The organism is Rhodococcus sp. NPDC127593 (assembly GCF_042671975.1).
Lineage (GTDB): Bacteria > Actinomycetota > Actinomycetes > Mycobacteriales > Mycobacteriaceae > Rhodococcus_F.
Genome location: NZ_JBHXWI010000019.1, coordinates 16,089 through 38,523 on the forward strand (window position 1 = coordinate 16,089; position 22,435 = coordinate 38,523).

Below are 22,435 nucleotides of genomic sequence, written 5' to 3' on the forward strand. Positions count from 1 at the left end.
AAGGAGTTTTACTTGACCACGTCCCCGGTAACCGGAGCCGAACTGACTCGATCGCTGGAACCTCTGGGGGTTGCGGTCCCCTCGGCCGTGCCCACGCAATGGGGCAACCTTGCCGCCGATCTTCCGGAACCCGTTCCGCCGCACCTGCATCCCGGCACTCGTGAGCCGCTCGGACCGGAAGACCTGGCTCCGCTGTTTCCCGCGAGCCTGATCGAACAGGAGGTCGCGACCGAACGGTACATCGAGATCCCCGAGACGGTCCGCGAGATCTACGGCATGTGGCGGCCGTCGCCGCTGGTGCGCGCGCACCGGCTCGAGCGGGTGCTCGGCACGCCGGCACGGATCTACTACAAGTACGAGGGTGTCAGCCCGGTCGGATCACACAAACCGAACACGGCTGTGGCACAGGCCTATTACAACGCGCTCGAAGGCACCACCAAGCTCACCACCGAGACCGGCGCGGGCCAGTGGGGCGCGTCGCTCTCGTTCGCCGGGGCCCTGCTCGGCCTCGAGGTGGAGGTCTGGCAGGTCCGCGCCTCGTTCGACGCCAAGCCGTACCGCCGACTCCAGATGGAGGCCTACGGCGGCATCTGTCATCCGTCTCCATCCGACCTCACCGAAGCCGGTCGGGCCATCCTGGCCGAGCACCCCGACACCACCGGGTCGCTGGGCATGGCGATCAGCGAGGCCGTCGAGGTGGCTGCAAACGATCCCGACGCGCACTACTCGCTGGGCAGCGTCCTCAACCACGTCATGCTCCACCAGACCGTGATCGGCCAGGAAGCGATGGCCCAGCTGGAGGAGGCGGGTGAGCCTGCCGCGCACACGGTATTCGGTTGCGCCGGCGGCGGTTCCAATCTCGCCGGCCTGACCTTCCCGTTCCTGGGGCGTAATCTGCGCGAGGGCACCACCACCCGCCTCGTCGCGTGTGAGCCGGCCGCCTGCCCGTCGCTGACGGAGGGCGAGTACCGCTACGACTTCGGTGACGTCGCAGGCCTGACGCCGCTGTTGAAGATGTACACCCTCGGCAACGACTTCGTTCCGCCCGCCATCCATGCGGGCGGACTGCGGTACCACGGCATGTCGCCGATGGTCTCGCACGCCGTCGCCCTCGGGCTGATGGAGGCGACCGCGATCGAACAGGACGACGCACTCGCCGCGGGCCTGCTCTTCGCCCGCGCCGAAGGCATCATCCCGGCGCCGGAATCCACGCACGCCGTGGCCGCGGCCATCGCGCACGCCCGCACGGTCACCGAACCGGAGGTCGTGGTCATCGGACTGTCCGGCAACGGCCAGCTGGACCTCCCCGCGTACAGCCGGTACGTCTGATCGATTTGCCGAGGCAGTCGCCCCAACGGGTCTGCCTCGGTGGTCACCGGCTCAGCGTCGACAGCCTGCTCACCAGCCGGTCGATGTCGAGCGTGCCGTCGAGTCCGGCGGACACGTCGTCCCACGACGCGTCGGCGACCAGGGTCAGCGCGGTTCCCCTGTCGTACAGCACGTCGACGACGTTCGCGAACCGCCGCACGGTCTCCGCGCCGGCCTCCCGCAGTCGGGGCACACCGGTGATCACCCAGCATCCGAACCGCTCGGACAGTTCGAGGTAGTCGGCGGGTGCGGTCGGGGTGCCGCACAGCACCGCGAACTCGAACCAGACCGTGCGATCCTGCACCGCGGAGGCCGTCACCGTGCGCGTCCCGACGGTCAGGGCGACGCGCTCGGACAGGGCCGGGGTCTCGGTTTCGGAAGCTCGGACGAAACGTCCGGAAGAGAACCTGGCGTCCGCCGTGGCCACGGTGCGGTAGTCGACGGGACCAGCCAACCGCACGACGGTCAAGTTCTGTTCCAGCACGGCAATCGACGGCGCGAACAGGTGATGGAACAGCGGATTCGGCAACAGCCCTTCCGGCGGATAGTTCGATGTGGCCACGAGCGTGATCCCGCGGGTGAACAGGACCTTCAGCAGTCGCGCGACGAGCATCGCGTCCCCGACGTCGTGCAGGTGGAACTCGTCGAAACACAGCAGCCGGACGTCCCCGAGAGCCGTGTCGATCGCGAGGTCGATGGACCCCAGCGCGTGCGCGTCGGTGTGGAGCCGGCGGAAGAACGAGTGGAAGTGCACGCGCCGCTTCGGGACCGCGGCCGACCCGTAGAAGCGGTCCATCAACCACGTCTTGCCGCGTCCGACGGGTCCCCACAGGTACACGCCGCGAACTCCGGGCCTCCCCTGCCCCAGGCCCTCGGCGGTCTCGTGCAGGACGGCCGCGGCCGCGCGCTGCGCGTCGTCCAACAGAACCTCTACATCCACAGAGAAAACACTACGAATGTAGAGTCTCGTGCGACAAGCCGATGTGAGGAGGACGACACCGTGCCCGAGCGGCGTGAGCAGATAGCCGACGCGGCGATCACGATCGTCGCGCGCGAGGGCATGCGGGCGCTGACGCATCGGGCCGTCGACCGCGCACTGGATCTCCCGGGCGGGTCCACGTCCTACTACTTCCGCACCCGGCGTGCCCTGATCGAATCCGCCGTGCGCCGGCTCGCCGAACGCTCACGGCAGGAATTCGAGACCACGGCGGCCCCGCCGCTCGACCTCGCATCCCTCGCCGAGGGCGTGGCCCGGTCCCTGGACCGGCTGCTGCACACCCGCCACGACGACGTCGCCGCCCGGCACGCGCTGACCGTCGAACTGTCCGGTGACGCCGAACTGCACGCACTCCTCGCGACGTGCCTGTTCTCCCGTCCCCGCGCCACCGAATTGTTCGACGCCCTCGGCGTCGCCGACCCCGAGAGCGCGGGCGCGGACTTCGTCAGCCTCGTCGAAGGCCTGGTCTTCGACCGTTTCGTGGGAGCCCGGTCACTCGACGGCATCGAGCCCGGCACCGAACGCAGCGTGCGGCAGCTGGCGCGCGCCGTCGAGTCGTATCTGCGCGGTGTGACGGCCTGAACGAATGCCACCCGGCGCGGGGTGGACGACGAAAATCCCGCGTTTCTGCCAAGATCGTGACGTGAACCCCCAGTACCTCAGCCGTCTCCCCGACAGCGGTTTCGACCGCGTCGACGCACTCCTCGACCCCGTCGACACCGACCTCGCGGTCGCTTTTCCGGGCGATCGGCAGCAACCGCAGCCCGTCCACACCGTCTACGTGAGCGCGGCGGACGCCGGACCGGACACCCCGAGGGTGTGGGGTGAGCAGGCTGTCGAACTGCTGGACAGGCACACGAATGCGCTGTCCGAAATCGGAACGACCGGTGCGCTTCCCGACGTCCGCGCGATGCTCGAACACCGTCCGATCATGGATCTGCGGATCGATTTCGAGGACGGCTACGGCTGGCGGAGCGACGACGTCGAGGACGCCGCCGCACTGGAAGTGGGACGCACGCTCCGACTGTTCTCGTCCGACCCGTCCGGCCCGCGGTCGCTGGGCATCCGCGCGAAGGGCCTGGCCCCGCACGAGCGCCGACGCGGAATCCGGACGCTCGAACTCGTCCTCGAAGGCGCGGGTGGGGTTCCCGACGGCTTCGTGTTCACGGTGCCGAAACTGCGTGCGGCCCAGCAGGTCACCGCCGTCGTCGCGTTGTGCGAGGAACTGGAGCGCGCGTACGGGCTCCCCGACAGGTCGCTGCTCTTCGAGTTGCAGATCGAGAGCCCGCAGGCCGTGCTCGGACCGGACGGCACCGTGACCGTCGCGAAGGCCATCCACCTCGCCGACGGGCGCTGCACCGGATTACACTACGGCACTTACGACTACAGCGCTGCCTGCGGAATCGCGTCCCGGTTCCAGTCGCTCGAGCATCCGGTGGCCGACCACGCCAAGTCCGTGATGCTGGTGGCGGCGGCCCAGACCGGCGTGTGGGTGTGCGACGGATCTACCCAGGTCATCCCGCAGGGCAGCGACGAGGACATCCACGCCGCGCTGGCCCGGCACTACCGGCTCGTCACCCGCTCGCTCGAACGCGGCTACTACCAGGGATGGGACATGCATCCCGGGCATCTGATCACCCGATGGCTCGCGACGTTCGACTTCTACCGCGGTGCGCTGCCCGCCGCGGCCACCCGCGTGCAGGCCTACCTCGACCGCCAGGGTGGCGGGGTGATGGACGAACCCGCCACCGCGCAGGCGCTCGCGACGGTGATCCTGCGGGGACTGGCGTGCGGCGCATTCGACGAGGACGCGGTCCGCGCGCAGGCCCCCGGATGCACGGTGGACACACTGCGTGACCTCCTCACCCGGGTGGTGGTTCCGGAGAGCTGAGCACCTCTCCGCGCACGAGGACCGCCCGCACCACCCACTCCGCCGCCCTACACTTGCCCCCACGCCCGATCAGGAGGTAGCCGCACCCGTGACCCCGAACACCTTGACCCCGCCCAGCTTCCGGGGTCTGCCGGACCTGGCCGTACGCACCCTCGGCGGGGAGATCTTCCCCGACGGCGGCATGGCGCGGTTGCGCCTGTGGGGTTCCCTGACCGGGGCTGGTCGGGCAGGCTTGGCATCATGACCCACGGTTTCGATACCAGCTACCCCCGTGACCTCGTCGGATACGGGCAGCACCCGCCCGATCCGCAGTGGCCGGGCAGCGCGAAGGTCGCCGTCCAGTTCGTCCTCAACTACGAGGAGGGCGCCGAGAACAACGTGCTCCACGGCGACGAGGCGTCGGAGACGTTCCTGTCCGAGATGGTCGGGGCCCAGCCGTTCCCGAACCGGCACATGAGCATGGAATCGATCTACGAATACGGATCGCGCGCCGGATTGTGGCGCGTGCTCCGGGCGTTCGAGCGACGAGGGCTCCCGCTCACGATCTTCGCGGTGGCGAAGGCGATGCAGCGGAACCCCGAGGCCGTCAGCGCCTTTCGCGAACTCGGTCACGAAATCGCATGCCACGGTCTCTGGTGGAAGTCGTACCAGCTCTCCGACGAGGACGCCGAGCGTAAGGACATGGCCGAGGCGGTGGAGATCCTGCGCGACCTCACCGGCGAGGCACCGCTGGGCTGGTACACCGGCCGCGACTCCCCGCTCACCCGGCAGCTGGTCGTCGAGCACGGCGGCTTCGAGTACGACTCCGATTCGTACGCCGACGACCTGCCCTACTGGGTGAAGGTCGACGCCCCAGGAAAGGGCCTCGTCGACCACCTGGTGGTGCCGTACACCCTCGACACCAACGACATGCGGTTCGCGTCGCCCGGCGGTTTCCCGAGCGGCGAGCAGTTCTTCGCGCACCTGCGGGACGCGTTCGACGTCCTGTACGCGGAGGGAACGGCCGGGGCACCGAAGATGCTGTCCGTGGGTCTGCACTGCCGCATCGCCGGCAGACCCGCCCGCACCGCGGCGCTGGAGCGTTTCCTCGATCACGTGCAGTCTCACGACGACGTCTGGGTCGCCCGGCGCATCGAGATCGCCCGCCACTGGCGCGACGTACACCCCGCCTGAGGACGGCCCGATGCCCCCGCGACGACCGTCGATGCTGGTCACGAACCTGGCCAACCGCGATCCCGGCAGCTCTCAGACCGTGATCCTGGAGGAGCTGCGCCGGGTGATCCTCAGCGGCGGCGCCCCGCCGGGCACCCCGATCCCGGTGGACGAGGTGGCCGACCACTTCGGCGTCAGCCGCATCCCGATCCGGGAGTCGCTGAAGACGCTGATCGGCGAGGGTCTCGTCGATCACCGGGCCAACGCCGGGTACACGGTCGCCCGGCTGACCGTCGACGAACTCGAGGAGCTCTACCTGGTGCGGGGTGTCCTCGAGTCGGCGGCGCACTCCGTGGCGATCACCCTCGCCGACGAGGCGGACGACGCCCGGGCCAGGGAGGCCTACGCGGCACTCGACCGCTCTGTTCTCGAGGACGACCTGACCGCGTACCACCGGGAGAGCCGCAACTTCCACCTCGCCCTGGCGTCGCCGTGCCGGATGCAGCGGCTTCTGCACATGTTCGAGTCGGCGTGGAATATCACTGAGCCGGTACAACCGATGTCGCAGGTGGGGACCCCGGATCGGCTGCAACTCCATCTCGGGCACCGCGACATGCTCGCGGCGTTCCTCGCCCGCGACGCCGCGGCGTTGAAGGCGGCCACAGACCGGCACAACGAACAACTCGACACGGTGATCGCCGCCCTCCCCACGGACACCGGAATCTTCCGGGACACGCCCGGGTAGGCCGCCCGGCAAGATATATTCTCGGCCCGGACCGTGCGCCGGCGAGAATATATCTTCGCCGTCACAGCCAGGAAATATCCGGAAACTACTTTTGCTCCCAGCACTTCGGTGGTGTGCTTTTCACCGAGGCACCCTTACATCGAAGCAGTCGTGTCCGTACTGCACCAGGGAGCAAAACGATGACTCAGACAGCGCCCTCCAACGAGGGGGAAACCGTCCCCGGTGCACACCTGGCCGGCGCCGGGCTGATCAAGCCCGGCTATCACCCGCGACTCACCAACGACGATCTCGCGCCGCTGAAGACGCAGTCGTGGACTTCGTACAACATCTTCGCGTTCTGGATGTCCGACGTGCACAGCGTCGGCGGCTACGTCACCGCGGGCAGTCTGTTCGCGCTCGGGCTGACCAGCTGGCAGGTCCTCGTCGCCCTGGTGGTCGGCATCGCGATCGTCAACGTGTTCGCGAACCTGGTGGCCAAGCCCAGCCAGGTCACCGGCGTCCCCTACCCGGTCATGTGCCGCAGCGCCTTCGGCGTTCTGGGTGCCAATGTCCCGGCCATCATCCGCGGGCTCATCGCGGTGGCCTGGTACGGAATCCAGACGTACCTGGCTTCGCACGCGTTCGTGATCCTCGGCCTGAAGATCTGGCCGGGCCTCGCGCCCTGGGCGGACGTGCACGAGCACGGATTCCTCGGACTGTCGGCCCTCGGCTGGGCCGGGTTCATGACGATGTGGGTGCTGCAGGCGCTGGTCTTCTGGCGCGGCATGGAGAGCATCCGCAAATTCATCGACTTCTGCGGCCCCGCCGTCTACGTGGTGATGCTGATGCTTGCGATCTACCTGATCAGCGAGGCCGGATGGTCGAACATCAGCCTGAACCTCGGCGAAGTGAACTACACCGGCTGGTCCGCTGTGCCCGTGGTGCTGGGCGCGATCGCCCTTGTCGTGTCGTACTTCTCGGGCCCGATGCTCAACTTCGGCGACTTTTCCCGGTACGGAAAGACGTTCGGCGCGGTCAAGCGCGGCAACTTCCTCGGCCTCCCGGTGAACTTCCTGTTCTTCTCGATCCTCACCGTCGTCACCGCCTCCGCGACTCTGCCCGTGTACGGCCGCCTGATTACCGATCCGGTCGAGACGGTCGCGCAGATGGACAACCTGTTCGCCGTCGTCCTCGGTCTCCTCACCTTCATCGTCGCCACCATCGGTATCAACATCGTCGCCAACTTCGTCTCCCCGGCATTCGACTTCTCGCACGTCAGCCCGCAGCGCATCAGCTGGCGGACGGGCGGAATGATCGCCGCCGTCGGATCCGTCCTGATCACACCGTGGAACCTGTACAACAATCCCGAGGTGATCCACTACACGCTCGAGACGCTGGGGGCGTTCATCGGACCGCTGTTCGGAATCCTCATCGCGGACTACTACCTGGTGCGCAGGCAGCGAGTGATCCTGGACGACATGTTCACCATGTCCGAGGGCGGAACATACTGGTACAAGAAGGGTTACAACCCGGCCGCGATCATCTCCACCGCCGTGGGAGCACTGGTTGCCGTCGTACCCGTCGTCCTCAAGGCGCAGCCGTTCGGACTCGACGTGTGGGGCATGGCGGGCGCGGCCCAGTACTCGTGGTTCCTGGGCATGGGCGTCGGATTCGGCTGCTACCTCTTGTTGTCCGCCGGTGCCCGTCGCGCGAATCGCCCGGCCCCGATCGAAGCGTAGGTCGACGAAGGTGCTCATCAAGATCGTCAATCCCAACACCACCCAGTCGATGACCGACAAGATCGGCGACTGCGCCCGCTCCGTCGCGGGGCCGGGGACGCTCGTCGAGGCGGTGAGCCCGAAGATGGGTCCCGCGTCGATCGAGAGTCACTACGACGAAGCACTCAGCGTCCCCGGGCTTCTCGAGGAGATCGCCCGCGGCGAGGAGGCGGGGGCGGACGGTTACGTGATCGCCTGCTTCGGCGACCCGGGCCTCGACGCGGCCCGCGAACTGGCCTCCGGACCCGTCCTCGGAATCGCGGAGGCGGCCATGCACGCCGCGAGTTTCCTCGGCCGCGGGTTCAGCGTCGTCACGACGCTGGGACGTACCCGGGGCCGGGCGTGGGAACTGGCCGAACGGTATGGGATGCAACGCTTCTGCCTCGGCGTGCACGCATGCGAGATCGCCGTCCTCGACCTCGACCGCGACCCGGATTCGGTGAAGGTGATCACCGAGGCCTGCCGCGTCGCCCTCGATCGCGACGGGTCGGACGCAATCGTGCTGGGGTGCGCGGGCATGGCGGACCTGTGCGCCGTCATCTCGGCGGAACTCGGGGTGCCGGTGGTCGACGGCGTGGCGGCGGCCACCCTGATGGTGCAGTCCCTCGTGACGCTCGGATTGCGGACCGGCGCGCGCGGAGAATTCGCGGCTCCCCTGCCCAAGAAGTACACCGGACTGCTCGAGGGTTTCGGCCGCTGACGGTCAGAAGGACGGCGGGGTGCTCGTAATGAGAAACCGTGCCGGTTCCGCGGCGTCGTTGAACCACCGGTGCGGCACGGTGGCCGGGTGGTACAGCGTGTCTCCCCGGTCGAGCACGTAACTCTCCTCGACGCCCACTTCCACGCGGATGCTGCCGTCGATGACGTAGATGAACTCCTCGCCGGCATGTTCGGTGTGCTCGCCGGCCTGCGAACCCGGTTGCGCCGTCACCTCGTTCGGTTCCATCGCGCGCACGCCCGTGGAGCAGAACCGGAGCACGGCGCCGTCCGACAGCGCGAAGCGCCTGCCCTCGCGGCTGCGCACCAGACTCGTCGGCGTGCGCGCACCCTGTTCGAGCAGGGCGTGCGCCGTGGTTCCCAGCACCTGCGCCACCCGGTGCAGATTCATGACGCTCGGCACCGAGTGGCCGTTCTCCGCCTGACTCAGGAACGGCTGCGACAGTCCCGTTTTGGCCGCCACGTCGCGCAGGGTCAGCCCCGCGTCACGCCGGACCGATCGCATCGCGGTGCCGATGGCGACGGCCAGTTGGTGTTGATCCTCGTCCATGAGGCGAACGCTAGCACCGTGTTTCGCGGAAACAGCGACTGATTACACGGACGAAACGAAATTGACCCTGCTTAGTAAAGATTGGCGTGCTCAATAGAACTGAACTCGAACGCTCCCTTCACTCGGACGGAGATCGACCCATGTCCTTCCACGCAGTCGACCAGCGCCTGCCTTTGATGCGGCAAGCGGCCTTCGGTCTGCAGCACGTGCTCATCATGTACACCGGCTGCATCACCGTTCCGCTGGTCTTCGGTGCCGCAGTAGGACTCGACAAGTCCACCGTCGCGTTGCTGATCAGCGCCGACCTGCTGATCGCCGGGATCATCACGATCATCCAGAGTCTCGGCGTGGGGAAGCTGGCGGGCGCACGGCTGCCGATCGTCTGCGGCGCGACGTTCGCCGGGCTGACACCGATGATCCTCATCGCGAAGGAATACGGGCTCCAAGCGGTGTACGGCTCGATGCTCGCGGGCGGCCTCGTCGGCCTCGCCCTCGCCGTGCCCTTCGCGCGGCTGATCCGGTTCTTCCCGCCGCTGGTCACCGGGGTCGTCCTCACCGTCGTCGGCATCTCCCTGATCGGCGTCGCCGCCGGCCTCATCGTCGGAAACGATCCGACGGCAGACGGTTTCGCGGATCCTGGCAACATCGCGCTCGCCGGTGTCGTCGTGCTCGTCGCGATCGCCTTCCTCTGCCTCGGCCGCGGGATCTGGACCCAGCTCGGTGTACTCCTCGCCCTCGTGATCGGCACGCTCGCCGCGATTCCGATGGGCCTGATCGACCTGGGCGGCGTATCCGGTAGCCCCTGGTTCGGCATCACCGCTCCGTTCCACTTCGGGCACCGGAGTTCCCGATCACGGCGGTGGTCGCGATGAGCATCGTGATGGCCGTGGTGTTCGCGGAGTCGACGGCGAGCATGCTGGCCCTCGGCGAGATCACCGGAAAGCCCCTCACCAAGGGTGACGTGGCCCGCGGCCTCGTCGGAGATGCGCTGTCCGGCGTACTCGGCGGCATCTTCAACGCGTTCGTCGACACCATCTTCACGCAGAACGTCGGGGCCGTCGCCACCACCCGCGTCCACAGCCGGTACGTGACGGCCACCAGCGGTGCGATCCTGATCGTCCTCGGTCTGATCCCGAAGATGGGTACTGTCGTCGCGGCCCTGCCCGCGCCGGTCGTCGGCGGCGTCGGAATCATCCTGTTCTCAACGGTCGCGGTGGTGGGGATGAACACGCTCCGCAAGGTGGATCTCAGCGACCGGACCAACACCACCATCGTCGCGGTGTCGGTGGGCATCGGCCTGCTCCCCGAGTTCGCCGAGGGCATGTTCGAGCACTTCAACTCGTCCGCCCAGATCCTGCTCGGCAGCGGCATCACCCTTGCCGCCATCTCCGCGTTCTCCCTGAACCTGCTGTTCAACCACACCCGGATCGGCACCGCCGCCCGCGCCGCCTCTGCACCGGTCATCGCAGCAGGCCCCGTTCCGCCGACCTCCGAGGAGCCGCATGTTGGCGCCCGTGCCTGAGCCGTTCGATGTCCCCGTCATCGACATCTCCCCGTACGTGACCGGCGGGTCCGACGCCGAGCGCAACCGGGTGGCACGCGAAATCGACTCGGCCTGCGCCGCCATCGGATTCATCCAGATACTCGGTCACGGCATCCCCGAACCGGTGATCGAGGGACTCGCCGGCGCCGTCGACGACTTCTTCGCGCTGCCCCTGGAGACGAAGAAGACGTATCGCGTGGAAGGCGCCAACCGCGGATACAGCCCACCGAAGAGCGAGTCGCTCAGCCTGAGCCTGGGCGTCGAGTCGGCCACCCGGATGAACGACTTCTTCGAGGCCTACAACGTCGGAGCGGAGGCTCGGTCGTTCCCGGACCTGCACCTGTCCGAGGACGACTACGGACTGAACGTGTGGCCCGAGGTGCCCTCCTTCACCGAAGCCGTTCAGGCCTACTACGCGCACGGCGAGCGCGTCGCACGCACCCTGACGCGGATCTTCGCCGACGCCCTCGGGCTCGATCCGGGCTTCTTCACCGCCCTGACCGACCATTCCATCGACGTCCTCCGCATGAACAACTACGCGCTGCCGGAAGGCAGTGTCACCCTGGACGGCGAGCTGACCGGCATGGGTGAGCACACCGACTTCGGGCTGGTCACGGTGCTGTGGGCCGATCGTGTGGCCGGCCTGCAGGTCCTCGGGCGCGACGAGCGCTGGCACGACGTGAGCCCCGCGGAGGGGGCACTGCTCGTCAACCTCGGCGATCTCACCGCCCGGCTCACGAACGACCGGTGGATGTCGACGCTGCACCGGGTGACTCCGCCCGTCGTCGACGGAACGATCACGCGGCGGCGATCGGCGGCGTTCTTTCACGACGGCAACGTCGACGCGGTGATCGCGACCCTGCCGGGACTGTGCGAACACTCCGACGACGGATACGCGCCGGTGACGGTCCGCGAGCACATCAAGGCGAAACTGGCGGGTTCCCGTCACGGCAAGAAGAACACTGCCGCGGTGCGTGAGGCCGAGCGGGTCCTCGCCGCGGCGGAACGGGCGGCCGCCCGGTGAACCGTGAACACGCGGACGCCCGAGCGGTCACGGGTCTCGTCGAGTTCTTCGAATCGACCTCCACCCGTGCGCCATAGTGGTAGCCAGAGGTACCGAAAAGGCGCACGAGCGAGGAGCCCTCATGACCGAACCGCCCGGCGTGATCGCGTTCAACGCACTGAGCGACGCGCGGGCCGCCGATCTGCTCGTGCGGTGCTGCTCGTCGACGGTGTGGGCGCAGCGGATGGCCGCCGGCCGTCCGTTCCCGTCCGCCGACGCGCTGTATACCGCCGCCGACGACGTTCTCGGAGACCTGACGGAGTCCGAGATCGACGCGGCCCTGGCCGGCCACCCGAGGATCGGGGACCGGGCGGACAACCCGTCGTCCGCGCGCGAACAGTCGGCGGTCGCCTCCGCCGACGACGACGTCCGCGCGCGCCTGCGGGCCGGTAACGAGGAGTACGAGCAGAAGTTCGGGCACGTCTACCTGGTGTGCGCGTCTGGCCGGTCGGCGCACGAACTGCTCGACGTGCTGCGCGACCGCCTCGGCAACGACGGCGCCACGGAGCGCAAGATTCTGCGGACCGAACTGGCCGCCATCAATCGGATACGCCTCGAACGCCTTCTCGGCGAGATCGGAGACACCGAGCACTGATGTCCAAGATCCTCAGCACCCACGTGCTCGACGCCACCGACGGCACACCCGCGGCCGGCATGCACGTTCACCTGCTGTCACCTGAACGCGACGTCATCGCGAGCGCGACGACCGATTCGGACGGCCGCATCGCCGAGATCGCACCCGACGGTCTGATCGCTGCCACCTATTCGCTGGTCTTCGAGACCGGCGAGTACTTCGCCGCCCGCGGCCAGGAGACGTTCTACCCGGAGGTATCCGTCACCTTCGTCCTCGACGACCCGCAGCGCGGATATCACGTCCCGTTGCTGTTGTCCCCCTTCGCGTATTCCACCTACCGCGGGAGCTGAAGAATGACCGACCTCACCGGCGCCATCGTCCTGGGCGACAACCAGTACGGCAAAGCCGAGAACCGCATCGTGCGGATCTACCGCGACACCCCCCGGCACGAAATCCGGGACGTGAGCGTGTCGACCTGCCTGCGCGGCGACTTCTCGGCGGCACATCTCGCCGGCGACCAGAGTTCGGTGCTGCCCACCGACACCCAGAAGCAGACGGCGTACTCCTACGCGAAGGAGAAGGGACTCGACTCCATCGAGGAGTACGGGCTGACGCTGGCACGGCACTTCGTGAACGACGTGGCCCCGGTCGAGGGCGCCCGCATCGAGATCGAGGAATACGCCTGGCAGCGCGCGGTGGTCGACGGAGCGGAGCACGACCACACCTGGGTGCGCAAGGGTGAGGAGGTGCGCACCGCGGCGATCACCGTCGACGCCGACGGCACGTGGGTGGTCGGCGGGCTGAAGGATCTGGTGATCCTCAAGTCCACCGGCAGCGAGTTCTTCGGATTTCTGAAGGACGAGTACACGATCCTCGAGGAGACCCACGATCGGGTGATGGCGACTTCGCTTGTCGTGCAATGGCGGTTCGTCACCACCGACGTGGACTGGAACAGTGTCTACGCCGGCATCAAGGAGCAGATCGTCGCGACGTTCGCGACCGTCCATTCGCTCGCCCTGCAGCAGACGCTGTACGAGATCGGCAAGGCGATCCTCGAGCGCTACCCCGTGCTCGCGGAAGTGCGCCTGTCCGCGCCGAACAAGCATCACTTCGCCCACGACCTCGCTCGCTTCGGGGTGGAGAACGACAACGAGGTCTTCCACGCCGCCGACCGTCCGTACGGCCTGATCCAGGCGACGGTGCAGCGGTCCGATGCTCCGGACGCCGGACCCGCGTGGTCGGCGTACGCGGGCTGGCTCAGCTGATGTCCGCCGGCCCGGGCACCGTCGTCGTCTCCGGCGCGTACGTCACCACTGTGGACGCGGCGGGCACCGAGTATCCGGACGGTTACGTCGTCGTGCGGGGCAACGGCATCGTCGACGTCGGCGCCGGTCCCGCACCGGTGATCGAGGGCGCGAGGGTGGTCGACGGACGGGGTTGCCTGCTCACCCCCGGACTGGTGAACACACACCATCACCTGTACCAGTGGATCACCCGCGGGCTCGCCGCCGACGACACCCTGTTCGGCTGGCTGACCACCCTCTACCCGATCTGGGCGGGCATCGACGCCGACGCTGTCCGGACCGCGGCCACCGGCGGTCTCGCCTGGCTGGCGAAGCACGGATGCACGACCACGACGGACCACCACTACGTCGTGCCACGCGACGGCGGCGACGTGTTCGCCGCCGAGATCGAGGCCGCACAGACCGTCGGGCTCCGGTTCCACCCCAGCCGAGGGTCGATGGACCTCGGCCACAGTCAGGGCGGACTGCCACCCGACTCGGTAGTGGAGCGTCTCGACGACGTCCTGAAGGGCACGCAGCATGTCATCGACCGCTGGCACGAGCCGGCACCCGACTCGATGCTGAGGATCGCGGTGGCCCCCTGCTCCCCGTTCTCCGTCACCGGCGACCTCCTGACCGAGGCCGCGGCCCTCGCCCGTTCCGCAGGAGTGCGGCTTCACACCCACCTCGCGGAAACCCTTGACGAGCAGAGCTTTTGCCTCGAGCGGTTCGGCTGCAGCCCGGTGCAGTACATGGAGCAACTCGGCTGGGTAGGCCCCGACGTCTGGTACGCGCATGCCGTCCACCTGGACGACGCCGCAATCGGCACGATGGCAGGCACCGGCACCGGGGTAGCCCACTGCCCCACGTCCAATGCGCGCCTCGGCGCCGGGATCGCCCGCGCCAGGGATCTCCACGCGGCGGGGGTTCCGCTGGGGCTCGGGGTCGACGGCGCCGCCAGCAACGAGGCGTGCAACATGCTCGAGGAGGCCCGGCACGCCGTGCTGTTCGCGCGGGCCCGCGGCGGCCCGGGCGAGATGACGGTGCGTACCGCCCTCGAACTCGCCACGCGCGGCGGAGCCCGGGTCCTCGGCAGGGAGGACGAACTCGGCTCCCTCGAGCCCGGCAAACTGGCCGACCTCGCACTGTGGCGGGTCGACACCCTCGCACATTCCGGCATCACCGATCCGGTGGCGGCACTCGTACTCGGAGTCACACCGCCCCTGGAGTTGCTTCTGGTGAACGGGCGAGCCGTCGTCGAGCGTGGGAGAGTGATCACCGTGAACGAGGAGAACGTCGCCGCGGAGGTCGAGCAGGCCCACCGGGCCCTGGTGCGCAAGGCCGGGTGAGTCGATGGATCTGTCGTTCGTGACGGAACTCTCGGCCCCACGCAGCCGTGACGACCTGCCCGCCCCGGAACCCGGAACGGCGTACCTGGCGGGCGGCACCTGGCTGTATTCGGAACCGCAGCCCACGGTCACCCGACTGGTGGACCTGACCACCCTCGACTGGCCGGCGATCACCGTCCACGACGACGGACTCGAGCTCGCCGCGACGTGCACCATCGAGAACCTCTGCAACGCACCGCTTCCCGCCGAGTGGACGGCGACGAGCCTGTTCCGGCCGTGCGCCGAGTCCCTGGTCGCGTCGTGGAAGATCTGGCACACCGCGACCGTCGGCGGCAACCTCGCGCTGGCGCTCCCGGCCGGGGCGATGATCACGCTGTGCTGCGCGCTCGACGCCGAACTCCTGATCTGGACTGCCGACGGGGGTGAGAGCCGAGTTCCGGTCGACCGTTTCGTCACCGATGCCGGTCGCACGGTGCTCGGAGCCGGTGAACTGATCCGCAGCATCCACCTCCCCGCCACCGCGTTGCGGGGCCGCACGGCGCTGCGCAAGATCGCGTACTCGCCGCTCGGACGGTCCGGCGCCCTGCTGGCCGGGCGTGTCGCCGCGGACGGTTTCGCACTGACCGTCACCGCATCGACCGTCCGCCCGTTCGTCCTCCGCTTCCCCGCCGTTCCCGGCCCCGACGTATTGAGCGAGTCTCTGTCGGAACGGATCTCCCCCGACGACTACCTGACCGACGCGCACGGCGCCGCGGACTGGCGCCGTCACGTCACGGGAGTCCTCGCCGAGGAGATCAGGAGGGAGCTGGAATGAAGTTGACGGTCGACGGACAGTCGATGGATGCCGACCCACGGCCCGGTCAGTGCCTGCGCACCTTCCTGCGGGAGCAGCAGCGGTTCGCGGTCAAGAAGGGCTGCGACGCCGGCGATTGCGGCGCCTGTTCCGTGCTGCTCGACGGCGCTCCGGTGCACTCGTGTGTGGTGCCGGCGCATCGCGCCGAGAACCGCGAGGTGACCACCGCGGCCGGCCTCGGCAGTCCCGATCGACTCCACCCCGTGCAACAGCAGTTCGTCGAGGCGGCGGGCTTCCAGTGCGGGTTCTGCACCCCCGGGATGGTGGTGACCGCGTCCGCGCTCGACTCCGGTCAACGGGCCGACCTGCCGCGCTCACTGAAGGGGAATCTGTGCCGCTGTACCGGCTATCGCGCCATTCGCGACGCCGTCGGCGGCGTATGTACAACCGAATCAGACAGTGCCGGTAAGTCGTTCGGCCGATCGATTCCCGCACCTGCCGCCACCCGGGTGGTGTGCGGCGCCGAGCCCTACACCCTCGACCTGGCAGTCGAGGGCCTGACGCACATCCAGATCCTCGGCAGCCCACATGCGCACGCCCGCATCACCCGACTCGACGCGTCCGCCGCGGCGCAGCTGCCCGGCGTCCACGCGGTACTCACTCACCGCGACAGTCCCGACGTCGCCTTCTCCACGGCCCGCCACGAGTTCCGCACCGACGACCCCGACGACACCTACGTGTTCGACACGATCCTCCGGTTCCGGGGGCAGCGCGTCGCGGCCGTCGTCGCCGACTCCGTCGACATCGCCCGGCGCGCAGTGGAACTGATCGAGGTGGAGTACGAAATACTGGAGCCCGTCTTCGATCCCGACCTGGCACGCCGCCCCGGTGCACCCCTGCTGCACGGTGACAAGGGCGCCGATTCCCGGATCGCGGACCCGGCCCGGAACCTGGTGGCCGAGGTCCACGGCGAAGTCGGCGACCTCGCTGCCGGGCTCGCGGCGGCGCGGGACACCGGCGCGGTGGTGGAGGGCACGTGGCAGACGCAACGCGTGCAGCACGCGCATCTCGAAACCCACTCGGCCATCGGCTGGCTCGACTCCGACGGGCGGCTCACCCTCCGCAGCAGCACCCAGGTACCCTTCCTCGTCCGCGACGAACTCGCCCACCTGTTCTCGCTCGACGGCGCACAGGTCCGGGTGTTCACCGCCCGGATCGGGGGCGGCTTCGGCGCCAAGCAGGAAATGCTGGTGGAGGATCTCGTTGCCCTCGCCGTTCTGCGCACCGGCAGACCCGTGCAATACGAGTTCACCCGCTCCGACCAATTCACGATCGCCCCGTGCCGGCATCCCATGCGCGTCTCGGTGAAGGTCGGCGCCGACGGCGGTGGAAAGCTGACGGCGCTCGCCGTCGACGTGCTCTCGGACGCCGGTGCGTACGGCAACCATTCGGTGGGCGTGATGTTCCACGGCTGCAGCGAATCCGTTGCGCTGTACCGGTCGCCGAACAAGCGGGTGGACGCCCAGGCCGTCTACACCAACAACCTGCCGTCCGGGGCGTTCCGCGGTTACGGCCTGGGCCAGGTCATCTTCGCGGTGGAGTCCGCGCTCGATCAGCTGGCAACGCAACTGGGCATCGATCCGTTCGAACTGCGCCGCCGCAACGTGGTCGTTCCGGGTGACGACTTCGTCGACGCCGAGGTGGAGCACGGCGACCTCACGTACGGCAGCTACGGACTCGACCAATGCCTCGACCTGGCGGAGGCCGCACTGCGCCGCGGCAACGACGTGCGTCCGCCGGACGGCCCACAGTGGCGGGTCGGTGAGGGCATGGCGGCGTCCATGATCGCGACCATTCCGCCGCGGGGACACTTCGCGGACGTGTCCTGCACCCTCGTCGAGGGCGGCCGGTACGAACTTCGGGTGGGCACAGCCGAGTTCGGCAACGGCACCACCACCGTGCACGCCCAGCTCGCGGCGTCCGCGTTGGGCACCACCGCCGACCGGATCATCGTGCTGCAATCCGACACCGACGTCGCCGGGCACGACACCGGCGCGTTCGGTTCGGCCGGCACGGTGGTCGCGGGGAAGGCGGTGCATCTCGCGGGAACCCGGTTGCGGGAGCAGCTGTTCGAGGTCGCTCGCCGCGTGGCGGGTGCGGCCGAGGACAGCGACTGCACGCTGACCCCCGACGCAGTCGAGGTTGCCGGGCGGGTCGTCGAGCTCGACAAGCTGGTGCCCGAGGGCCCGATCCGCGCCGAGGGCAGGCACGACGGCACCCCCCGCTCGGTGGTGTTCAACGTGCACGCGTTCCGGGTGGCGGTCGACACCATCACCGGGGAGGTCCGGATCCTGCAGTCCATCCAGGCGGCGGATGCCGGCACGGTCCTCAACCCGCAGCAGTGCCGCGGGCAGGTCGAGGGCGGCGTCGCGCAGGCGATCGGCAGCGCACTGTACGAGGAGATCCTGCTCGACGGCGCCGGGACCGTGCTCAACCCGCAGCTCCGGAATTATCACCTTCCGCAGCTCGTAGATGTGCCGGACACCGAGGTGTACTTCGCGGACACCTACGACGAACTGGGCCCGCACGGCGCCAAGTCGATGAGCGAGTCCCCGTACAACCCGGTCGCCCCGGCCCTGGCCAACGCGATCGCGGACGCCACCGGCGCCCGGCTTCGGCGGATCCCGATGACCCCCGCCGCCGTCTGGCGTGCGCTCCCGCGCCCGTGAGTACTTATTAACGTCCCGCGGTTAATAAGTACTCACGGGCGGCGACGCCGCAGGGCGTCGACGATCGGACGCTGCCCCTTGACCAGCTTCGTCTCCGCCTCGCTCGCCGGGAACCAGCGGGCGTCGTCGACCTCGGGGAACTGCTGAAGCCTCCCCGACCGCGGTGGCCATTCCAGCTCGAACGTGTTGCTTTCGACGAAGGTGACGTCCTCGCTCACCTCCGCCACGTAGACCGTGATCACTTTGTGTGAGGGCTGCCGGAATTCTCCGAGCAACTCGTACTCGACGGCCGGCGGCGGCGCGCCGATCTCTTCCTCGAACTCGCGCAGTGCGGCCGCGTAGGGGTCTTCGCCCTCGACGTATTCGCCCTTGGGGATCGACCACGCAGCCTCGTCCTTGCGCGCCCAGAATGGGCCGCCCATGTGCACGATCCACAACTGGAGCACTCCCGCATCGTCGGTGCGATACAGGAGTACTCCAGCGCTGGTGACGGTCATGGACCCAGGCTAGGCTGCGGCGTCCTCCCGCTGCTCGCGCAGCTCGGCAGGTTCGATTTCCTGGGCGTAGTGGAAGTGCGGACGCCGGTGTCCGAGGAACGAACCGAACCACGACATCACCGCGACGTACCGGTTGCGGAATCCGACCAGGTAGACGAGGTGCACGGCGAGCCACAGGAACCAGGCGAGCACACCGGTCAGCTCGATCTTGCCGACGCGGGTGATCGCACGGAACCGGTTGATGATCGCCATGCTGCCCTTGTCGCGGTACGCGAACGGCGTTCCGAGGGCGCGTTTCCCGGTGATGATGGCCGCGACGTGCCGTCCACCCTGCATCGCGAACGGCGACTGGGCGGGCAGGTTGTTCAGCGACGCCATGTCGCCGATCGCGTAGACGTCGTCGTAGCGACCCACCGTGAGGTCCTCGTCGACCAGCAGGCGGCCGCCACGGCCGGTCTCGCAGCCGGTCCGTTCCGCGAGCACCGCAGCGAAGTCGTTGGCCTGGATGCCTGCCGACCAGATGATCGTGTCCGCCGTGAGGCGCTTCTCGAAACCGGTGCTCGGCGACGACAGGGTGGCGCCGTGTTCGTCGATATCGGTCACCATCGTGCCCAGCACCACCTCGACGCCGGCCCGTTCGAGCGAGTCCTGGGTGTACTTGCTGAGCTTGCCGCCGAACACGGGCAGCGTCTCCCCCGCACCCTCGACGAGGGTGACGGTGACGTCTTCGGACGTGATGTCGCGGAGCGACTTCTCGAAGTAGCGGCCCGCCAGTTCCTTGATCTGACCTGCCAGTTCGACACCGGTCGGACCGGCGCCGATCACGATGAAGTGCAGCAGGTCGCGGCGACGCTCCGGGTCGGAGGTGGTGTGTGCCTCCTCGAAGCAGCGGACGATCTGACGGCGCAGCCGGTCGGCGTCGGCGACGGTCTTGAGCGCGTACGTGACCTCGGCGAACTCGTCGTGACCGAAGTAGGCCTGCCGGGCGCCCGTCGCGGCGATCAGGCTGTCGTAACCGATCGTGTGGCTTACCCCGCCTGCCTCGTAGACGACCACTTTCTTGTCCGGGTCGACGTCGACGACGCGGCCGAGCCGGACGTCACCGCTGGGGTACTTCGCGAGGATCGCGCGGATGGACGGGGCGATCTCGCCGGGCGAGATGACACCGGTGGCGACCTGGTACAGGAGGGGCTGGAACAGATGCTCGGTGGTCTCGGAAATCAGCACGAACGGCGTGCCTGCCTTGCCGAGCTTCTTCGCCGCCGCGAGTGCGCCGAATCCCGATCCCACGATGACGACCTGTGTGCGATCCACCGAAAACCTCCTACTGCTTCTGGCGTCTACTTAGCGCCGCGTATGAGCTCCACATTAGGGATCGCCCGTTGTTGATTGCCAGTAAGCTGGGGAAATCGAAATTGTGTTATCTCGATTGCTCATAAGTCGTCACCGAAGGACGTAACCTCAGGTCATGGAGTTCCGACAGCTTCGCTACTTCCTCGCGGTCGGCGAGGAGGGCAGTTTCTCGCGCGCGGCGCAACGCTGCTTCATCTCCCAGTCGGCGATCAGCCACCAGATCGCCAAGCTCGAACACGAGTTGGGCACCACCCTCCTGGAACGGTCGACTCGTGCCACCCGGCTGACCGCGGCCGGCGAACGGCTGATGCCCATCGCGGCCGAGATGATGGGACTCGAGGCCCGCGCGCTGTCGGTGGGACTCGATCCCCGCAACCGGCTCCGCATCAGCGCGAGCATGAGCTTCGCGACGCAGAGCCTCGAGGCGATATCGGCTGTCCGCGAAGACTTCCCACAACTCGACATCGAGTTCGTCATCAAGGACTTCACCGACCGGATGACCGCCGTCGCGTCGGGGGACGCCGATCTCGCACTCATTCGCGGCGGCGTCGATCGGCCGGGGCTCGAAACCGTGGAATTCGGGCTCGAGGACCTGGTGATCGTGACGTCGAGCAAACACCCACTGGCGGGGGTCTCGACCGTCGACCTGAGCGAACTGGCGCCGTACCCCCTGCTACTGCCGCCACGCAGCAGTCAGATCCTGATCCACACCGTGGTCGAGGACGCGTTCCGGCAGGTCGGGCAGCGCGTCATGCTCGGACCGTCGATCCCCAGCGACCACACGGCCACCCTCGACGTCCTCACGACTCCGCGGTCGTGGACGGTGCTGTACGCCGACACCGCCGACGCGACACCCCGCCGCGGGCTGAGCTTCCTGCGTGAGGCGCACGACCGACTGCGCATCCCGGTGTGCGGGGTCGTCCGGAGCGGAACGGCGACGAGACCCGAACTCACCCACCTGTTCCGCGCGCTCGCGCAGTCGATCGCCGGGTCCCGCGGATCCGCCGACACTTAGGCGTCGATCAGTCCGTGCCGATCGACCCACGTGAGCACGTGGTCGAGCATCGTGTCGGGAACCTCGAGCTGCGGGGTGTGCCCCACGTTCCCGAGAATCACGCTGTCCCACCGCGGGTTTGCCCTCGCCACCTTGCGGGCCGCCGCGACCGGAACCAGTCGGTCGCGGTCGCCGTGGAGCAGGAGCACTGGTTGTCCGATCGACTGCATGGTGTCGAGATATCGACGCGGGCGGGCCAGGACCCGCATCAGTGACCGGCTGGCCTGAAGGAACGCCGCATCCTCGGACGGCAGCCCGCGCCGGTATCCCGCGAGAGCCGCTGCGGCGTCGAGGGAATCTTCCGACGCCCGGCCCGGCTCGGCGAAACACAGGTCGATCATCCGCTCGACCAACTGCCGGTCCGTCAACTTCCTGCTCGAGTACTGCAAGAACCGTTCCCCCACGAACGGCGTGAAGTACATCGCGAACTGCGCGGCGATCCGCGGGTCCGGGATCCGTTGCGCGACAGGCAGTGCGGGATCGACGAGAACCAGAGCCGAGACCGTCTCGGGGTGCGCCGCCGCCTCGAACAACGAGATCATGCCGCCCATCGAATTGCCCATCAAGATCACGGGACCGCCGACGACGTCACGAAGGAAGCGATGCAGTACCTTCGCGTTGGCGCCGACCCCCGTCCGGCGGCGGCCGGACGGACTGAGCCCGAATCCGGGGAGATCCACGGTCAGCACCCGGGTGCGCTCCGCGAGGACCGGTGCGATCCGGACCCAGTTGAGATGCGAGCCGCCGAGGCCGTGAACCATGACCACGGGAGTAGATCCGGTGTCGTCACCGTATTCGACCCAGTGGACAGGACCGTCGATGTCGACGACGCTGCCGGAGCCGCCCCACTGCTGCGCGAACTCCTGCTGGGGAGGTTCGCCGACTCTGTTCGGATCCACCTTGTGTCCGTCCGTTCCGGCCGTTGGCGTGTCGAGGCCACCGGCCAGTCTACGGCGCACGTCGCGACACGGGTGCGTGACGCCGAGCTCGCGTGGAGGAATTCGCGACGTCGACGCGCAC

At 68.3% G+C, this 22,435-nt stretch carries 21 protein-coding genes and 1 pseudogene; 17 read left to right on the top strand and 5 right to left on the bottom strand.

Annotated features, from left to right (window positions below; all coding sequences use genetic code 11):
* Positions 1-12: 12 nt before the first annotated feature.
* Complete coding sequence (locus ACFVJ3_RS18890) at positions 13-1,329, top strand: TrpB-like pyridoxal phosphate-dependent enzyme (RefSeq protein WP_378453471.1); 1,317 nt, start codon at positions 13-15, stop codon at positions 1,327-1,329.
* A gap of 43 nt (positions 1,330-1,372) precedes the next feature.
* Here the strand turns inward: ACFVJ3_RS18890 and zapE are convergent, their stop codons facing one another.
* Complete coding sequence (gene zapE / locus ACFVJ3_RS18895; protein ID WP_378453596.1) at positions 1,373-2,290, bottom strand: cell division protein ZapE; 918 nt, start codon at positions 2,288-2,290, stop codon at positions 1,373-1,375.
* 78 nt (positions 2,291-2,368) lie between these two features.
* Between zapE and ACFVJ3_RS18900 the strand changes: the two genes are divergently transcribed.
* From ACFVJ3_RS18900 to ACFVJ3_RS18930, 7 genes are all read left to right on the top strand, one after another.
* Positions 2,369-2,947 (top strand): TetR/AcrR family transcriptional regulator, encoded by a 579-nt coding sequence (locus tag ACFVJ3_RS18900; RefSeq protein ID WP_378453472.1) that lies wholly within the window; start codon positions 2,369-2,371, stop codon positions 2,945-2,947.
* A gap of 61 nt (positions 2,948-3,008) precedes the next feature.
* Positions 3,009-4,256 (top strand): DUF6986 family protein, encoded by a 1,248-nt coding sequence (locus ACFVJ3_RS18905; protein WP_378453473.1) that lies wholly within the window; start codon positions 3,009-3,011, stop codon positions 4,254-4,256.
* Positions 4,257-4,344: 88 nt separating this feature from the next.
* The gene (locus ACFVJ3_RS18910; protein ID WP_378453474.1) at positions 4,345-4,500 is read left to right on the top strand and encodes a hypothetical protein; all 156 of its coding nucleotides are present in this window, start codon (positions 4,345-4,347) and stop codon (positions 4,498-4,500) included.
* The gene (gene puuE / locus ACFVJ3_RS18915) at positions 4,497-5,429 is read left to right on the top strand and encodes an allantoinase PuuE (RefSeq protein ID WP_378453475.1); all 933 of its coding nucleotides are present in this window, start codon (positions 4,497-4,499) and stop codon (positions 5,427-5,429) included. Before ACFVJ3_RS18910 ends, puuE begins: the two co-directional genes overlap by 4 nt.
* A gap of 10 nt (positions 5,430-5,439) precedes the next feature.
* Positions 5,440-6,153, top strand: a complete 714-nt coding sequence (locus ACFVJ3_RS18920) for a GntR family transcriptional regulator (protein ID WP_378453476.1) — start codon at positions 5,440-5,442, stop codon at positions 6,151-6,153.
* Between the two features lie 179 nt (positions 6,154-6,332).
* A complete protein-coding gene (locus ACFVJ3_RS18925) occupies positions 6,333-7,871 on the top strand; it encodes an NCS1 family nucleobase:cation symporter-1 (RefSeq protein ID WP_378453477.1) in 1,539 nt (512 codons plus the stop codon).
* Positions 7,872-7,881: 10 nt separating this feature from the next.
* Positions 7,882-8,610, top strand: coding sequence for an aspartate/glutamate racemase family protein (locus ACFVJ3_RS18930; protein ID WP_378453478.1), 729 nt, complete (start codon positions 7,882-7,884; stop codon positions 8,608-8,610).
* 3 nt (positions 8,611-8,613) lie between these two features.
* On the opposite strand, the gene ACFVJ3_RS18935 is transcribed toward ACFVJ3_RS18930, so the two are convergent.
* Positions 8,614-9,177, bottom strand: a complete 564-nt coding sequence (locus ACFVJ3_RS18935) for a helix-turn-helix domain-containing protein (protein ID WP_378453479.1) — start codon at positions 9,175-9,177, stop codon at positions 8,614-8,616.
* A gap of 140 nt (positions 9,178-9,317) precedes the next feature.
* Here ACFVJ3_RS18935 and ACFVJ3_RS18940 point away from each other — a divergent pair.
* From ACFVJ3_RS18940 to ACFVJ3_RS18975, 8 genes and pseudogenes are all read left to right on the top strand, one after another.
* Positions 9,318-10,699, top strand: a pseudogene (locus tag ACFVJ3_RS18940) (nucleobase:cation symporter-2 family protein).
* Positions 10,680-11,744: an isopenicillin N synthase family dioxygenase gene (locus tag ACFVJ3_RS18945; protein ID WP_378453480.1), complete on the top strand. Its 1,065-nt coding sequence runs from the start codon at positions 10,680-10,682 to the stop codon at positions 11,742-11,744. The pseudogene ACFVJ3_RS18940 and the gene ACFVJ3_RS18945 overlap by 20 nt, the downstream one beginning before the upstream one ends.
* 121 nt (positions 11,745-11,865) lie before the next feature.
* The gene (gene uraD / locus ACFVJ3_RS18950; protein ID WP_378453481.1) at positions 11,866-12,378 is read left to right on the top strand and encodes a 2-oxo-4-hydroxy-4-carboxy-5-ureidoimidazoline decarboxylase; all 513 of its coding nucleotides are present in this window, start codon (positions 11,866-11,868) and stop codon (positions 12,376-12,378) included.
* Positions 12,378-12,707: a hydroxyisourate hydrolase gene (uraH, locus tag ACFVJ3_RS18955; protein WP_378453482.1), complete on the top strand. Its 330-nt coding sequence runs from the start codon at positions 12,378-12,380 to the stop codon at positions 12,705-12,707. The genes uraD and uraH overlap by 1 nt, the downstream gene beginning before the upstream one ends.
* Positions 12,708-12,710: 3 nt before the next feature.
* On the top strand, positions 12,711-13,622 hold the full coding sequence (pucL, locus tag ACFVJ3_RS18960; RefSeq protein ID WP_378453483.1) for a factor-independent urate hydroxylase: 912 nt from the start codon (positions 12,711-12,713) through the stop codon (positions 13,620-13,622).
* Complete coding sequence (locus ACFVJ3_RS18965) at positions 13,622-14,989, top strand: 8-oxoguanine deaminase (protein ID WP_378453597.1); 1,368 nt, start codon at positions 13,622-13,624, stop codon at positions 14,987-14,989. The genes pucL and ACFVJ3_RS18965 overlap by 1 nt, the downstream gene beginning before the upstream one ends.
* Before the next feature lie 4 nt (positions 14,990-14,993).
* The gene (locus ACFVJ3_RS18970; RefSeq protein ID WP_378453484.1) at positions 14,994-15,803 is read left to right on the top strand and encodes an FAD binding domain-containing protein; all 810 of its coding nucleotides are present in this window, start codon (positions 14,994-14,996) and stop codon (positions 15,801-15,803) included.
* Complete coding sequence (locus ACFVJ3_RS18975) at positions 15,800-18,511, top strand: molybdopterin-dependent oxidoreductase (RefSeq protein WP_378453485.1); 2,712 nt, start codon at positions 15,800-15,802, stop codon at positions 18,509-18,511. The genes ACFVJ3_RS18970 and ACFVJ3_RS18975 overlap by 4 nt, the downstream gene beginning before the upstream one ends.
* 32 nt (positions 18,512-18,543) lie before the next feature.
* Here the strand turns inward: ACFVJ3_RS18975 and ACFVJ3_RS18980 are convergent, their stop codons facing one another.
* Together ACFVJ3_RS18980 and ACFVJ3_RS18985 are read right to left on the bottom strand one after the other, a co-directional pair.
* Positions 18,544-19,008: an NUDIX domain-containing protein gene (locus tag ACFVJ3_RS18980; protein WP_378453486.1), complete on the bottom strand. Its 465-nt coding sequence runs from the start codon at positions 19,006-19,008 to the stop codon at positions 18,544-18,546.
* 9 nt (positions 19,009-19,017) lie between these two features.
* Complete coding sequence (locus ACFVJ3_RS18985) at positions 19,018-20,322, bottom strand: NAD(P)/FAD-dependent oxidoreductase (RefSeq protein WP_378453487.1); 1,305 nt, start codon at positions 20,320-20,322, stop codon at positions 19,018-19,020.
* A gap of 154 nt (positions 20,323-20,476) precedes the next feature.
* Here ACFVJ3_RS18985 and ACFVJ3_RS18990 point away from each other — a divergent pair, with 154 nt between their 5' ends.
* Entirely contained in the window at positions 20,477-21,376 is a 900-nt protein-coding gene (locus ACFVJ3_RS18990) for a LysR family transcriptional regulator (RefSeq protein WP_378453488.1), read from the top strand.
* Here ACFVJ3_RS18990 and ACFVJ3_RS18995 read toward each other — a convergent pair.
* On the bottom strand, positions 21,373-22,374 hold the full coding sequence (locus ACFVJ3_RS18995; RefSeq protein WP_378453489.1) for an alpha/beta fold hydrolase: 1,002 nt from the start codon (positions 22,372-22,374) through the stop codon (positions 21,373-21,375). The genes ACFVJ3_RS18990 and ACFVJ3_RS18995 overlap by 4 nt on opposite strands.
* Positions 22,375-22,435 lie beyond the last annotated feature (61 nt).